Raw genomic sequence first — 14,082 nt, 5'->3', positions numbered from 1 at the left:
CGGGGGAGCCGAGGGGATTGCCGAGGGCCGTCGTGACAAAGGGATCGCGCGGCTGTCCGCCGGCCGTGCAGCCCCTCCGTCGGCGAATCCTCCCAGAAGGAACCCCATGAACACCTCGATCGCCCGCCGCGGCACCGTGGCCGCCCTCGCCGCCCTCGCCGCCCTGGCCCTCGCGACCGCGCCCGCGGCCACCGCCTGGGGCGCCCCCGTCCAGGTCCCCGCCGGAGCCACGACCGCGGAGCAGAGGAAGACCGCCCACATCCAGCCGCTGCCGGCCTCCCCCGTGGCGTACCGGTTCGGGGAGACGCTGGCCCGGCGGCAGGTCTCCCAGGAGGCGCGGCAGGAGATCGCGGCCATGGAGAGGGAAGTGCGGCACATGACCGCCGAACCGCTGAAGGCGCCGGCGGGCGAGCGGTTCGACATCGAGGCCAACCACTCCCAGCTGAAGGCCACGGCGGCCTCGGGCATCAACAGCCAGGAGATGCAGATCGTGGACTTCCGCACCTGGCTGTCCGGTCAGACCCGCTGACACCACCGGTTCCCGCACGGCCGGCCGCCGTACCGAATGAACCACTCCTCCCGGAGCACCGGCAGGCGGCGGACCCCGTGCGAGCCGGGGCGGACGACTCCGGACGGACGTACCTACGTTGGGCGAGGGGAACATGCGCGAGTTCCTGGATCTCGGGGCGATGCTGCTGCTCGCGGCCGGCGCGGTCGCCGCACTGCGCCTGCTGCACCGGCTGACGGCCGTTCGCGCCCAGCCGCTGCTCGCCGCGCCCCTCCTTTCCGGGAACGTCCCCGACGAGCACGCGCTGTCGCGCTTCCACGCCCGCTGGTACGCGCTGACGCTGCTGTTCCTCGCCTTCGACGTCGAGATGCTCTTCATGTACCCCTGGGCGGTCGTGGTCGCCGACATGGGCGCGGCGGCGGTTGTGGAGATGTTCGTCTTCCTCGGCCTGCTGATGTGCGGGGTGCTGTACGCCTGGCGCGAGGGGGCCCTGCGGTGGGCCTGAGCACCGCGCTGCGGAACCTGGCGGAGCGTCTGGCCGCACCCGCCGCGGGCAGGCCCCGCGTCCTGCTGGTGACGTGCCCCGGGGCCACGGCCGTACGGCTCGCGGCCGAGGCGGCCGTCGCCGGGCTCGGGGGGAAGCCGGCGGACTCGCCGGCACAGGCGGACGTCCTGCTCGTCGCGGGAGAGCCGGGGAGGGAGCTGTCGGACGCCGCCGATGTGCTGTGGGGGCAGATGCCGGGGCCGCGGGCGCGGGGGGAGGCGAGGCGGCCGCAGGACGCCGACGCGGTGCTGCGCGGACTCCTGCCCGCCCTCGCCGGTCCCGGGCAGGAGACGGAGGCGGCGCGGCGGGACGACGAGTGGGGGCGGGACGGGGGAGGGAGCGGAGGGGCGGGGGAGGACGGGCACGGTGAGTACGGGGGCCGTGGGCACGACGGCCACCAAGGACACGGTGGTGACCACGGAGGCGGCCACGGTGACCACGGCGGCCACGGCGGAATGCGGATGCCCGGCGGGCTGACGGCGGCCGAGCGGGCCGAGGACCGGGACGGGTTGAGGCTGGACGTGCTGCGCGTACCGCTGGGGCCGGTGCTGCCGGGCTGGCCGGCCGGACTCGTCATCGACACCGTCCTGCAGGGAGACGTCGTGCAGCGGGCCGAGGGGCGGGTGCTTCCCTCCGCGGGTCCGTGTCCTCCGCCGTTCTGGCGGGCCGACGGCGATCACCACGCCGCCCCCGGGCCCCGTACGGCCGCCTGCCACCTGGACTCGCTGGGGCGGCTGCTCACGGTGGCGGGCTGGGAGGCCGCCGCGGCCGGGGCCCGCCGGCTGCGCGACCGGCTGCTCGCGGGCGAGCCGGCGGACGCGGTCCACGCCGACTTCGGGACGTGGCGGCGGCGGGTGGAGCGTTCGCGCACGCTGCGGTGGGCGACGGACGGCGTCGGCGTGCTCACCCCGGCCGACGCGGTGCGGCTGGGCGTGAGCGGTCCCGCCGTACGGGCCCGGCCGCCCCACGACGCGACCGCGCGCTGGCTGCGGTGGCTGACCGAGGCGGAGGAGGCGCTGGCGGGTCAGGAGGTGCCCGAGGGCGGCCCGCGCGGCGGCCGGGCCCCGGACGGCTCCCCGCCCTCGCGCGGCCTGTTGGACGCGGCCGTCGAGCTGGCGCCGGGTCTGGAACTGTCCTCCGCACGGCTGCTGGTGGCCAGCCTCGACCCCGATCCGGACGAACTGGCGGCCGGACCGGAGCCGGACGGGGCGCGGGAGGAGGGGGCGGGGGAGGAGCCGCACCAAGGCCGCCACGGCCACGGCGGGCACGAGGGCCACCAAGGCCACCAAGGAAACCGGGACCGCGGAGAGCCCCCGGACCACGGGCAGCGCCGGGGCCGCGGAGAGGGTGGAGAGGGTCACGGGCACGGGGACGGCCACGGAGAAGGCGGCCACGGCGGCGGAGGCGGTGGGCGGTGACCGTCACCGGAGCGCCGGTGTGGGCGGTGGTGCCCGCGGCCGGGGTGCTGCTGGCGCTGGCGCTGGCAGCCGCCGTACTCGACTCCGTCCTCGACACGACCGGGGTCGGCGCGGGCGGCACGGCACAGGCCGTACGCGGCCGCCGGTGGAGCCGCCCGCCGGCGGAGGCGGCACGGCTGATGCGGCAGCGCGGCCGGACCACGGTGGAACCGGACCGGCTGCTGTGGCGGATCGGCACGGCGGGGCCGCTGGTGGCGGCCCTGCTGATGGCGGCGGTGGTGCCCGTGGGCGGGACGGTGGTGGCCGACCTGCCGGTGGGCGTCGTGTGGTTCAACGCGGTGGACGTCACCCTGTGGGCGGCCCTGTGGCTGGCGGGCTGGGGACCGAACAGCGTGTATCCGCTGGTCGGCGGCTACCGGTTCGTCGCCCAGGCGCTCGGCTACGAACTGCCGTTGATGTTCGCGCTGACCGCGCCCGCGGTGGCGGCGGAGAGCCTGCGGGTGGGCGAGGTGGTCCAAGCCCAGCAGGGGCTGTGGTTCGTGGTGTGGATGCCGGTGGCGTTCGTGGTGTTCCTGGGGGCCGTGGCCGCCTTCGGGGCGTGGGGGCCGTTCTCCTCCCCGGTGGGGCGTGACGCGGCCGGGGGCGTGCTCGCGGAGGCGGCCGGGGTGGACCGGCTGCTGTTGCTGGCCGGGCGGTACGCGCTGCTGGCGGCGGGTTCGGGGATGGCGGTCGCGCTTTTCCTGGGCGGAGGCGCGGGGCCGTGGCTGCCGGGCTGGCTGTGGTCGCTGCTCAAGACGCTGGCCGTCCTCGCGGTGCTGGTGGTGCTCCACCGCCGGCTGCCGGTGCTGCGCCCCGAGCGGATCGTCCGGATCGGCTGGCTGGTGGCGCTTCCGGCGGTGCTGCTGCAGGTCCTGGTGGTGGCCGCCGTCATGGTGGCGGAGGGGTGAGGCGGGGTGCAGACCGCGCTGTTCTGTGTGCTGGCCGTGGTGGCCGTCGCCTCGGGGGCCGCGGTGTTCGTGGTGGACTCCATGGCCCGGGCCACCTATGCCCTGGCCCTGTCGTTCGTCGCGGTCGGCGTTTCGCTCCTGCTGCTGGACCTGGCCTATCTCGGTGTGGTGACGGTGCTGATGATGGTGATGGAGATGGCGATCATGGCCGTCTTCATGATCATGTTCATGATGAACCCGGCCGGTTTCGTGCCGATGTCGATGCTGCACGGCAAGCGCGCGGCGCCGGCCGTCTCCGGCGGGGTCTTCCTGGCCCTGGCCGCCCTCGCGCTGCTCGTGCCCTGGCCCGACCGGCCGGGCGCCGCACCGGCGGATCCGACCCGTGCGGCGGGTGAAGCGATCATGGGCTCGAAGATGCTGGTGATGATCGGTGTCAGCGCGGTGCTGTTCACCACCATCGTGGCGGCCCTCGTACTGGCCGTCGCCCGCGGCCGGTACGGCGACGACGAGGGCGCGGAGCACGGGCACCGCGAGGGCCGTGGCCCGCGCAGCGGTCACGGCGGTCACGGCGGCGGTCACGGCGGCCATGCCGGTCACGGCGGACCCGACGCGCACGCCGCCCCCCGGCCGGAGGGGAGCGGCACATGACGCTGGAGCTGTTCCTGCTGCTGGCCTCGGCCCTGTTCGCCGTCGGGATGTACGGGGCGCTGAGCCAGCGGTCCGTGGTGATGGTGATGATGGGCCTGGAGCTGATGGTCAACGGCGTCATCGTGGCGGCGGCCGCCTTCTGGTACTTCCTCGCCCCGGCGGTCCCGGACGGACAGGTCCTGGTGCTGGTGGTCATCGCGGCCATGACCGTGGACATGGCCATGGGCTTCGCCGTGGTGACACTGCTGTTCCGCGCCAAGGACGCCGACATGACCGACATGGCCGCGGAGCTGAAGCGGTGAGCGGGACGAGCGCGCTGCTGTGGTCCCTGGTGCTGCTGCCCGCCGCGGCCGGGGGCGTCCTCGCCCTGTCCGGCGGCGGACGCCGCACCGCCGGGACGTACGACCGGCCCGGCGGCACGGGCCTCGCCGCGCCCGCCGTCGCGGTGGCCGTCGCGGCGGCCACCCTCCTCCTGGCGGTCGCCGCCGCCCTCGTCCGGCCCACCGCGCGGGCCGGCTTCGTGGCGGGCGGGCCGCTGGAGCTCGCGGTGGACGGGCTGTCGGCCGCGGTGATCGTGGCGGTGGCGGCGGTCGGTCTGCTCGTCCTGCTCTTCGCCGCGGCCGGCATCCGCGCCGAGCGGCCCCGGTTCTTCGGCCTGATGCTGCTGTTCGTCGCCGCCGTCATGGCCACCGCCACCGCCACCACCCTGACCGCACTGCTGCTGGCCTGGGAGGTCATGGGGGCCGCCTCCTACGCCCTGATCGCCTTCCGCTGGCGCGAGGACGCCCCCGCGGCGGCCGGGACGACCGCCTTCCTCACCACCCGCGCGGGCGACCTCGGGCTGTACCTGGCGGCCGGCGCGGCCCTCGCCGCGGGAACCGCGGCCGCCGACCGGTTCGCCCTGGACGCCCTGCCGGCGCTGGACGGCCCCCGGCTGCACCTGGCCGCCGCCGGGGTGCTGCTGGCCGCCTTCGGCAAGGCCGCCCAACTCCCCTTCTCCTTCTGGCTGTCCAGGGCGATGCTCGGCCCGAGTCCGGTCAGCGCCCTGCTGCACTCGGCCGCCATGGTCGCCATGGGCGGCTACCTGCTGCTGCGGCTGCGCCCGCTGCTGGAGTCCGCCGGCTGGGCGGCGGCGGCCGCCGCCTGGGGCGGTGCGCTCACCGCGCTCGCGCTGGGCGCGGTCGCCCTGGCCCAGCGGGACCTCAAACAGCTCCTGGCCGCGTCCACCGCCGCCCAGCTCGGCTTCGTCGTGCTGGCCGCCGGAGCCGGGAGCGTCGCGGGCGGCACCGCCCACCTCGTCGCCCACGCGGCCGTCAAGTCGCTGCTCTTCCTGACCGCCGGGGTGTGGCTGGCGGCGCTGGGCACCGATGACCTGGGCGCCCTGCGCGGGGCCGCCCGCCGGGACCGGGCGGCCGGCCTGCCGTTCGCGGTGGGCGCGCTCGCCCTGGCCGGGGTACCGCCGCTGTCGCTGTGGGCCACCAAGGACGAGATCCTGGCCGCGGTGGAGTCCCCGGCCCTGTACGGGGTGGCGCTGGCCGCCGCCGTCCTGTCCGCCCTCTACGCCGGGAAGGCGCTCGGCCTGCTGCTGGCTCCCGGGCCTTCCGGCACGGCGGTACGGGAGCCGGAGGAGGGGACCTCCGGACCGCTCCGGAGCGTCCCACTGGCGGTTCTCGCCGCCGGAGCCGCCGTTCTGGGCGCCCTGGCCCTGCCGCCGCTGACCGGAGAGCTGAAGCAGGCGGCCGGGGTGCCCGGCGAACCGTCGGCCGGCGCGGCCACCATGGCCGCCACCGCCGTCCTCGCCCTGGCCGCGACCGCGTTCGCGGCTGCCCTGGCGCCCCGGCTGCCGGAGCCGTCCTGGGCCCGCGCCTGGCTGCACCTGGAGACGGCCGCGCACACCGTCGCCGTACGGCCGGTCCTCGCCCTCGGCCGGGCGCTGGCCCGGTTCGACGACGAGGACCTGGACCGCGCCGCCACCGGTACCGCCACCGCGGTGCGGCGCCTGGCCTCCTGGGCGTCCGCCGCCGACCGCTCGGGAGTGGACCGGGCCGTCCGGGGCGTCGCCGACGGCGCCCGGTACCTGGGCGAGCTGGCGCGCCGCCCGCAGACCGGGCGGCTCCACCAGTACTACGCCCAGGCCCTGGTCCTGCTGACCGCGGCCGCCGTCCTGCTCCTGCTGCTGAGGTGAGCATGCTCTCGCTGACCGTCTTCCTCCCGCTGGCCGCCGCCCTCGGCCTGCTGGCCTGGCGCGGTCTGCCCGACGCGGCCGTGCGGTGGCTGTGGGTGGCGGTCTCGGGAGCGGACCTGGCGCTGGTGGCCGTGCTGTGGGCGACGTACGGCGGTCCGGGCATCGGCCATGAGACCGACCGGCCGTGGATCCCCGGCGCGGGCGCGGGCTACCACATCGGCGTCGACGGGCTCTCCCTGCCGCTGCTCGCCCTGACCGCGACCGTCTTCCTCGCCTGCGCGGTGTACTCGCTGCGCGGCCGGCGCGACATCCGCCGCTTCGCCGCGCTCTTCCTGGCCCTCCAGACCACCTGCCTGGGCCTGTTCGCCGCCCTGGACCTGATCCTGTTCTTCCTCTTCTTCGACCTGTCCATCGTCGGGATGTACCTCGTCATCGCCGGCTGGGGCCACGGGGAGCAGGCCGCCCGGTCGGCGCTGAAGTTCTTCCTCTACACCTTCGTCGGCTCCCTCGCGCTGCTGCTGGGCTTCATCGGCCTGTACGCGGCCTCCGACCCGCACACCTTCGACATCACCGAACTGACCGCCGACCCGCCGCTCCAGGGCAGCGGAGCGGCGGGCCCGCTGGTGCTGCTGGCCATCGCGGTCGGCCTGGCGGTCAAGACACCCACCTTCCCCTTCCACACCTGGCTGCCCCCGGCCCACACCGACGCACCCGCCGCCGGATCCGCCGTCCTGGCGGCGGTCCTGCTGAAGATGGGCACCTACGGATTCGTGCGCATCGCCATGCCGATCCTGCCGGAGGACTGGCGCGCCCACGCGATGGTCCTCGTCGCGGTCGGCGTCGTCTCCGCCCTCTACGGGGCCCTGGTCGCCCTGGCGCAGAGCAGCTTCAAACGGATGGTCGCCTACACCAGCGTCAACCACATGGGCTACGTCCTGCTGGCCCTGGGCGCGGCCGGGTTCATCGCCGGCACCGACGAGCAGGCCCGCTCCACCGCCGTCACCGGCGCGGTCGTCCAGATGGTCAGTCACGGACTGATCACCGGGGCCCTGTTCCTGCTGGCCGGGGTTCTGATGGACCGCGGCGGCACCTACGAGATGGACGCCTGGGGCGGGCTGGCCGGACCCATGCCGCGGTTCGCCGCGCTGACGGCCGTAGCGGCCTTCGCGGGCCTGGGCCTGCCCGGCTTCAGCGGCTTCGTCGCCGAGTTCCAGATCTTCGCCGGGAGCCTGGGGGCCGTACCGGTGGCCACCGCCCTGGCCCTGCTGGGCATCCTGGTCACCGCCGGACTGTTCCTGCGGGCGCTGCACCGGCTCCTCCTCGGGGCCCGGCGCGAACCGAAGCCGGTCGACGCGGACCTGCGCCCGGCCGAACTGCTGTCCGTGGCACCGCTGCTGGCGCTGTCCCTGCTCATCGGCGTCCTGCCCCGGTGGCTGCTGGACACGGTCGAACCAGCCGCCCGCGCGGTCGTCGGCCTGGTCTCCCGGTGAGCGGCGTGGTGAGCGGCATGGAGCGGACGGGATCCTCGGACGCGGTGCTCCAGGGAGGCGGCGGTGGCTGACATGCACAAGGATCCGCTGGCACTCCTCCCGGAGATCCTGCTGCTGCTCGGCGCCGTCGCCGCACTGCTGGCCGGCTCCTTCCTGCCGCGCCGGCGCCAGTGGGCCGCCCGCGCCGGGGCCGCCGCCGCGCTCGCGGCCTCCCTGGCCGCCGCGGTGTTCTCGGCGCCCGGGGAGGACCGCACCGCCTACGCCGGCACCTACGCCCTGGACGGCGCCACCGACGCGGTCCGCGTCATCGTCCCCGCCGCGGCCCTGACCGTCCTGGCGCTGGCCTCGGGGCGGGTGCGCGGCGACCGGCGCGAAACCGAGTTCTGCGTCCTGGTGCTGCTCGGCTCGCTCGGCGCCGTGCTCCTGGCGGGCGCGTCCGACCTGCTGCTGCTGGCCGTCGCCTACCTGCTGGCCTCCATCCCGCTGTACGCGCTGGCCGGCTGGGGGCGCGACGCGCGCGGCGCCGAGGCCGCGCTGAAGCTCTACCTGCTCGGTGTGCTGCTGGGCATCACCATGCTGCTGGGCACCGCAGTCCTGTACGGGCTGGGGGGCGCCACCGACTACGCGGCCCTGGCCGACGGGCTTCCCGGCGCGCCCGGGGCGGCACTCGCGGTGGGGACGGTGGCGCTGCTGGCCGGCCCGCTGTTCAAGGCCGGTGCGGTCCCCGCCCACTTCTGGGTGCCCGACGCCGCGTCGGGGGCGACGGTGCCGGCCGCCGCGTTCCTCACCACGGTCCCCAAGATCGGCGCGCTGGTCGCCCTGTACCGGGTGCTCACCGTCCTTCCCGAACAGGCCCTCGAATGGCGGGCGCTGCTGGCCGTCCTGGCGGTGGCGACCATGACGCTGGGCAACCTGGCGGCCTTCGCCCAGACCGATCCGCTGCGGCTGCTGGGCTACTCCGCCATCAGCCAGGCCGGCTACCTGCTGATGGCGGTCGCCGTCGCCGGGCGCGCCGAGGCCCTGCGCTCCCTGCTGCTCTACCTCGCGGCCTACGCCGTCACCAACCTCGGCGCGTTCGCCGTCGCCGCCGCACTGCCCGGCTCGCGCACCCTGGAGGCGTACCGCGGCCTGGGACGGCGCCGGCCCCTGCTCGCCGCCGCCCTCACCGTCTGCCTCCTGGGCCTGGTGGGCACTCCGCCCACGGCGGTGTTCACGGGCAAGCTGACGGTCTTCTCCGCCACCTGGGACGGGGGCATGGCCTGGCTGACCGTCGCCGCCGCCGTCAACACCGCCGCCAGTCTCTTCTACTACCTGCGCTGGATCGCGCCGGCCCTGTCGATCAGCCGTCCCGGTCCGCCCCCACCGGACACCTGGGCGTCCGGTGGGGGCGGGGAGCGGAAGGGGGAGGGGGCGGCCGCCGCCGAGCCCGGGCGCTGGGCGGCGGGCACGGCGGTGGCCGCCGCGTCGGCCACCCTGGTGCTCGGCGCGGGTGCGGGATGGGTGCTCGGAGCCCTCTCCGACACCCTCGTACGGTGAGGCGGCCGCCGAGGGGACGGCTCCGCGGTGCAGGGGACGCCTTCGCGGCGCGGGAGACGGGCCGCCTCCGCGGCGGGCCCCGCGGAGGCGGCGACCCGCCGTTGCCCGGGGGCGGGTGCGCCCGGGGGGCGCTTTTTCATCCGTTCGCATCCTCCGAAGCGGACTTTTCTGCGACCGGACTGGCCAACACATACCCCTAGGGGGTACCTTTTCGATGCTCGGATGTATACCCCCCTCCCGTATAGGAGTGTGTGATGTCCTCTGCCCCGTCCCCGCCCAACCCCCGTCGCTGGAAGGCGCTCGGGCTGATCGCGCTGGCCCAGTTCATGGTCATCATGGACACCTCGATCATCGGGGTGGCCCTGCCGCAGATGCAGGCCGACCTGGGCTTCTCCCAGGAGAACCTCTCCTGGGTCTTCAACGCCTACGTCATCGCCTTCGGCGGACTGCTGCTGCTCGGCGGCCGGCTGTCGGACCTGTTCGGGGCCAAGCGCGTCTTCAGCGCCGGATGGGCCGTACTGGCCGCCGGCTCGCTGATCGCCGGTCTGGCCGGCGAGGTGTGGGTCGAGCTGGCCGGCCGCGCCGTGCAGGGCGCCGGCGCCGCTCTGATCGCCCCGGCCGCGCTGACCCTGCTGATGATGCTCTTCGGTGCCAACCCCAAGGAGCTCACCAAGGCGTTCGCCCTGTACGGGGCCGCGGCCCCGGCGGGCGGCACCGCCGGCGTCTTCCTCGGCGGCGTCCTGACCGAGTACGCCAGCTGGCCGTGGGTGTTCTACGTCAACATCCCCATCGCCGTGCTGGTCCTGGCCCTCACGCCCGCGCTGATGCCTTCCGCCCCGCCCCGCCGCGGCTCCGTCGACTTCCTGGGCGCGACCGCCGTCACCGCGGGACTGGCCATCGCCGTCTACGCCATCGTCCGTGCTCCCGAGACCGGCTGGGGCGCGGCGCAGACCTGGCTGGTGCTGGGCGCCGGCGCCCTGCTGCTGGTCGCCTTCGTCGCCCTCCAGGCGCGCCGCAGGGAGCCGCTGATGCCCCTGAGGATCTGGCGCGCCCCCAACCTGGCCGCCGCCAACGTCGCCCAGCTCCTGCTGGCCGCCGCCTGGATCCCCATGTGGTTCTTCCTCAACCTCTACCTCCAGCAGGTACTGGGGCTGGGGGAGTTCGCCGCGGGGTCGGCGCTGCTGCCGATGACGGTCGCGATCATGGTCATGATGATCGTGCTGGCGCCCCGGCTGATCGCCCGCTTCGGGCCCAACCCGCTGGTCGTCGCGGGGATGCTGGTGCTCGCGGCCGGTATGTTCTGGCTGTCCCTGGCCCGCCCCGACGGCACCTTCTGGGCGGATGTGCTGCCCGCCTCGCTGGTGGCGGCGGGCGGTATGTCGCTGGCGTTCATCCCCTCGCTGGGCACCGCCGTCTCCAGCGCCCGCCCGGAGGAGGGCGGCCTGGCCTCCGGCATCGTCAACACCAGCTACCAGGTGGGCTCCGCCCTCGGCCTGGCGGCCATGACCGCGGTGGCCGCCTCGCGAGGCGCACAGGAGCTGGGCAACCCGGCCGCCCTCACGGACGGCTTCTCCGCGGCCTTCCTGGGAGCCGCCGCCATCGCCGCGGCCGGAGCCGTCATCGCCTGGCTCACCCTGCGTCCCGCGCCCGCGCCCGCGCCCGCGCCCGCGCCCGAGGCGGCCGCCGAGCCCGCCGGGACCGAGCAGGAGAAGCCCCGTACGGCGGAAACCCGCTGACGCCCCGCCCCTGTCCGAACCGACCGCCGGCGCCGCCGGACACGGAAGCACCGTGCCCGGCGGCGCCCCTGACCCGGAAGCTCCCGATGCAGCAGATCGAGGTCTACGGCACCGCCTGGTGCCCGCAGGTGAAAGAGGTACTGGCCCGGCTCGACGGCGCGGGCGCCGCCTACCGCTACCACGACATCGACGCCGACAAGAAGGCCGCCAAGGCCGTCTACCGGCTGCAGCGCGGGACCCGCCGCGTTCCCACCCTCGTCATGCCCGACGGCACCGTCCTCGTCGAGCCCACCGACGACCGGCTCCGCGACCACCTCGCCGCGCCGCCCGGCCCCGGACAGAAGGGAGAGACGGAGTGATGATCCCCCGGACGACCGCCGACCTGCGCCGGGTGGCGGACCATCCGGCCACCCGGTGCCTGCTGGCCTGCCTCCTGGCCGCCATGGCACGCCGAGCGCAGGCACCCTCCCCGTCCCCCGCCCCCGTCCGGAGGAACGGCTGCTCCTCCTGACCGCATCCGGCGCCGATGACGGCGCGGGCCGGCGGCCGCACCCGTGCGGCGGGCACGGCCGCCGGCCCGCGCGGGAGGCCGGGAATGCGGTCAGTGGTGGTGGGCGTGGACGACCGCTCCTCCACGACCCGCGACCGCGGGACGCCCCACGGCCAGGACGTGGACGCGGCACACGACCTTCCGGCCGTCGGACCGGCGGCCCGTGGACGGCGCCGCCCGAACCCCTGTGCCCCAAGCCTGTTTTGGACCGCGGCGGTGGAGATCAATAGGATCCGCCGATGATCAGAAAACAACGGTCGGCGACAGGCCTCGGAGCCCTGCTCGCCGTGCTCGCGACCTTGCTCGCGTCCGGGATCGCGTTCCCGGACGGGGCGGCCGCCGACGAGGTCACGGCGGACGCGCCGAAGGTCAACCTGGTGCTCGACGTCAGCGGTTCGATGCGCGCGCGGGACATCGACGGGCGGTCGCGGATGGCCGCGGCCAAGCAGGCGTTCAACGAGGTGCTGGACGCCACCCCCGAGGAGGTCCGGCTCGGCATCCGCACACTCGGCGCCGACTACCCCGGCGACGACCGCAAGGCGGGCTGCAAGGACACCGCGCAGCTGTACCCGGTCGGCCCGCTGGACCGCACCGAGGCCAAGGCGGCGGTGGCCACGCTGACACCGACCGGATGGACACCGATCGGTCCGGCCCTGCTGAAGGCCGCCGACGATCTCGACGGCGGCAACGGCTCCAAGCGGATCGTGCTGATCAGCGACGGCGAGGACACCTGCGCCCCGCTCGACCCGTGCGAGGTGGCCCGGGAGATCGCGGCCAAGGGCATCGGCCTGACCATCGACACCCTCGGACTGGTGCCGAACACGAAGATGCGGCAGCAGCTGAGCTGCATCGCCGAGGCCACCGGCGGCACCTACACCTCGGTGGAGCACACCGACGAACTCACCGAGAAGGTCAACCAGTTGGTGGAACGGGCGGCCGATCCGGTGGTGACGCCGGTGGCCGTGGAGGGCGCGGAGCGGTGCGCCGATGCGCCGGCCCTGAAGTCGGGCCTGTACACCGACCGCCAGGAGTTCGGCCAGGAACGCTGGTACCGGGTGGACGTGGCGCCCGGCCAGGAACTGCGCGCCTCGGTGAGCGTGGCGGCGGACCGCGCGGTGAACCCGGACTACGGGGTGCTGCTGCGCGCGGCCACGGTGCACGGCCGGGAGATCGTGCGCGGTGAGGCGGCGGGCAACGGCCGTACGGACGTGATCTCCACGGGTCTGCGCTACCCGAAGCCGGACGGCGGCGACGAGGAGGCTCCGGCGGAGACGGTGTGCCTGCGGGTGACGAACTCCTTCTCGGCGGCGTCCGGGGTCAAGACCGGCCCCGGTATGCCGCTGGAGCTGACCGTGGACGTGGTCGAGGGGCCGTCGCAGGCCGGCGACGTGGCCTCCTTCGGGCTCGGCCGCGGCTGGTGGCTGCTCGGCGTCCTGGTGCTGACCGGCTTCCTCGCGGGCATGGTGTGGGGCTGGCTGTCGCGTTGGCGTGTCGCGGTGTGGAGGACCAACTGATGTGGACCATACGCGTGGTGAGCGCCGCGCTGCTGACGCTCGGCCTCGCGGCGGGCCCCGCCGCGGCCGACTCGACGCCGTCCGCGAGCCCGTCCGGGGACAGCGCGGCGCCCACGTCGGCGGGCACGTCGTTCCGTACGGCGGCGGAGATCGACCAGGGGCGGACGGCGACGGCGAACGCCTCGGCCGGTGACTACCTGTACTGGTCGTTCCCGGCCGACACCGGTCAACGCCCCACCGTGAAGGCGACGGTGAAGCTCCCGCGGGAGCACGCGGCGCAGACCTGGCAGATCGACGTCTACGACGGTCTGAGGCGCCGCCAGGCCTGCCAGTACGGCGTGCAGACCCGCACCGCCGCCGCGGGCACCGATTCGGTGGAGCTGGCGTGCGTGCTGCGCACGGTGCGGGCCTGGTCGGAGCCGTGGGCCAACGACCCGCTGCCGGGCACGTACTACCTCCGGCTGACGGCGGTGGGCGTACGGACGGCCGACCTCGGGCAGCCGATGGCCGCCGAGGTGCGGGTGGAGTCCAAGGAGATCGGCGGGTCGGCGGCCGTGGACGGCCGGCTGGCCGAGCCGCTGGTACCGGGCGCCGCGGTGACGCGGCAGCGGGACGATGACGGTTCCCGGGCGCAGGCCGTGCTGTCGGGCGTCGAGCCGGACGACGGCTGGTCGTCGGGCCGGTGGTCCGACCGCTGGGTGTGGACGGCCTCCGGCGCGGTGCTGGCAGCGCTCGCGGGCATCGGGGGATACGCGCTGACGCGGGGCTCGGGACGCCCGCCGCACGTGCCGCCGAACGCCTGAGCCCCTCCGGGGCCCGCCGCTCACCCGGCGGTCTCCAGGGGCGTCGCGGCACGTGGCCGTGTCGATCGGACCGTGAGCGGTTCGCGCAGACGCCCGGCCGGGACTTCCCGGCCGGGCGTCTGCGCGTGGGGGGCGGCCGACCGCGACGCCCTGGAGCCGTCCCGCGGCCGGAATCCCGCCGACGCCCTGCGCGCCGGCACGGA

14 protein-coding genes are annotated in these 14,082 nt (G+C 75.4%); all 14 read left to right on the top strand.

The genetic code is table 11. The annotated features are described in order from the left end of the window. The first annotated feature begins 106 nt into the window (after nucleotides 1-106). Nucleotides 107-529 carry a hypothetical protein gene (locus tag QPK52_RS03375; protein WP_410535504.1) on the top strand — a complete coding sequence of 141 codons (423 nt, stop codon included), beginning with the start codon at nucleotides 107-109 and terminating at the stop codon, nucleotides 527-529. 133 nt (nucleotides 530-662) lie between these two features. Then, entirely contained in the window at nucleotides 663-1,013 is a 351-nt protein-coding gene (locus QPK52_RS03370; RefSeq protein WP_410535503.1) for an NADH-quinone oxidoreductase subunit A, read from the top strand. Further along, complete coding sequence (locus QPK52_RS03365) at nucleotides 1,004-2,470, top strand: hypothetical protein (RefSeq protein ID WP_410535502.1); 1,467 nt, start codon at nucleotides 1,004-1,006, stop codon at nucleotides 2,468-2,470. Before QPK52_RS03370 ends, QPK52_RS03365 begins: the two co-directional genes overlap by 10 nt. Beyond that, the gene (locus tag QPK52_RS03360) at nucleotides 2,467-3,417 is read left to right on the top strand and encodes a complex I subunit 1 family protein (RefSeq protein WP_410535501.1); all 951 of its coding nucleotides are present in this window, start codon (nucleotides 2,467-2,469) and stop codon (nucleotides 3,415-3,417) included. Before QPK52_RS03365 ends, QPK52_RS03360 begins: the two co-directional genes overlap by 4 nt. A 6-nt stretch (nucleotides 3,418-3,423) precedes the next feature. Then, nucleotides 3,424-4,065, top strand: coding sequence for an NADH-quinone oxidoreductase subunit J (locus tag QPK52_RS03355; RefSeq protein WP_410535500.1), 642 nt, complete (start codon nucleotides 3,424-3,426; stop codon nucleotides 4,063-4,065). After that, nucleotides 4,062-4,367, top strand: coding sequence for an NADH-quinone oxidoreductase subunit NuoK (locus tag QPK52_RS03350; protein ID WP_410535499.1), 306 nt, complete (start codon nucleotides 4,062-4,064; stop codon nucleotides 4,365-4,367). Before QPK52_RS03355 ends, QPK52_RS03350 begins: the two co-directional genes overlap by 4 nt. Next, nucleotides 4,364-6,250 (top strand): proton-conducting transporter membrane subunit, encoded by a 1,887-nt coding sequence (locus QPK52_RS03345; protein WP_410535498.1) that lies wholly within the window; start codon nucleotides 4,364-4,366, stop codon nucleotides 6,248-6,250. Before QPK52_RS03350 ends, QPK52_RS03345 begins: the two co-directional genes overlap by 4 nt. Before the next feature lie 2 nt (nucleotides 6,251-6,252). Next, nucleotides 6,253-7,740, top strand: a complete 1,488-nt coding sequence (locus tag QPK52_RS03340; protein ID WP_410535497.1) for a complex I subunit 4 family protein — start codon at nucleotides 6,253-6,255, stop codon at nucleotides 7,738-7,740. 72 nt (nucleotides 7,741-7,812) lie between these two features. After that, a complete protein-coding gene (locus tag QPK52_RS03335; RefSeq protein WP_410540175.1) occupies nucleotides 7,813-9,276 on the top strand; it encodes an NADH-quinone oxidoreductase subunit N in 1,464 nt (487 codons plus the stop codon). 254 nt (nucleotides 9,277-9,530) lie between these two features. Then, nucleotides 9,531-11,012 (top strand): MFS transporter, encoded by a 1,482-nt coding sequence (locus QPK52_RS03330; protein WP_410535496.1) that lies wholly within the window; start codon nucleotides 9,531-9,533, stop codon nucleotides 11,010-11,012. An 86-nt stretch (nucleotides 11,013-11,098) separates the two neighbouring features. Further along, nucleotides 11,099-11,371 (top strand): glutaredoxin family protein, encoded by a 273-nt coding sequence (locus QPK52_RS03325; protein ID WP_410535495.1) that lies wholly within the window; start codon nucleotides 11,099-11,101, stop codon nucleotides 11,369-11,371. Then, nucleotides 11,371-11,523: a hypothetical protein gene (locus QPK52_RS03320; protein WP_410535494.1), complete on the top strand. Its 153-nt coding sequence runs from the start codon at nucleotides 11,371-11,373 to the stop codon at nucleotides 11,521-11,523. The genes QPK52_RS03325 and QPK52_RS03320 overlap by 1 nt, the downstream gene beginning before the upstream one ends. A gap of 278 nt (nucleotides 11,524-11,801) precedes the next feature. After that, the gene (locus QPK52_RS03315; protein ID WP_410535493.1) at nucleotides 11,802-13,076 is read left to right on the top strand and encodes a VWA domain-containing protein; all 1,275 of its coding nucleotides are present in this window, start codon (nucleotides 11,802-11,804) and stop codon (nucleotides 13,074-13,076) included. Next, nucleotides 13,076-13,879, top strand: a complete 804-nt coding sequence (locus tag QPK52_RS03310) for a hypothetical protein (protein ID WP_410535492.1) — start codon at nucleotides 13,076-13,078, stop codon at nucleotides 13,877-13,879. Before QPK52_RS03315 ends, QPK52_RS03310 begins: the two co-directional genes overlap by 1 nt. Nucleotides 13,880-14,082 lie beyond the last annotated feature (203 nt).

Source organism: Streptomyces sp. KL2 (assembly GCF_046529545.1).
GTDB lineage: Bacteria > Actinomycetota > Actinomycetes > Streptomycetales > Streptomycetaceae > Streptomyces > Streptomyces radiopugnans.
The sequence above is the reverse complement of the archived record's forward strand: the minus strand, read 5'-3'. Positions and strand labels throughout refer to the sequence as shown.

What these genes read in the sequence shown, in the direction of transcription:
- QPK52_RS03375 (WP_410535504.1), top strand. Translation starts at nt 107, where the DNA reads ATGAACACCTCGATCGCCCGCCGCGGCACCGTGGCCGCCCTCGCCGCC.
- QPK52_RS03370 (WP_410535503.1), top strand. Translation starts at nt 663, where the DNA reads ATGCGCGAGTTCCTGGATCTCGGGGCGATGCTGCTGCTCGCGGCCGGC.
- QPK52_RS03350 (WP_410535499.1), top strand. Translation starts at nt 4,062, where the DNA reads ATGACGCTGGAGCTGTTCCTGCTGCTGGCCTCGGCCCTGTTCGCCGTC.
- QPK52_RS03340 (WP_410535497.1), top strand. Translation starts at nt 6,253, where the DNA reads ATGCTCTCGCTGACCGTCTTCCTCCCGCTGGCCGCCGCCCTCGGCCTG.
- QPK52_RS03335 (WP_410540175.1), top strand. Translation starts at nt 7,813, where the DNA reads ATGCACAAGGATCCGCTGGCACTCCTCCCGGAGATCCTGCTGCTGCTC.
- QPK52_RS03330 (WP_410535496.1), top strand. Translation starts at nt 9,531, where the DNA reads ATGTCCTCTGCCCCGTCCCCGCCCAACCCCCGTCGCTGGAAGGCGCTC.
- QPK52_RS03325 (WP_410535495.1), top strand. Translation starts at nt 11,099, where the DNA reads ATGCAGCAGATCGAGGTCTACGGCACCGCCTGGTGCCCGCAGGTGAAA.
- QPK52_RS03320 (WP_410535494.1), top strand. Translation starts at nt 11,371, where the DNA reads ATGATCCCCCGGACGACCGCCGACCTGCGCCGGGTGGCGGACCATCCG.
- QPK52_RS03315 (WP_410535493.1), top strand. Translation starts at nt 11,802, where the DNA reads ATGATCAGAAAACAACGGTCGGCGACAGGCCTCGGAGCCCTGCTCGCC.
- QPK52_RS03310 (WP_410535492.1), top strand. Translation starts at nt 13,076, where the DNA reads ATGTGGACCATACGCGTGGTGAGCGCCGCGCTGCTGACGCTCGGCCTC.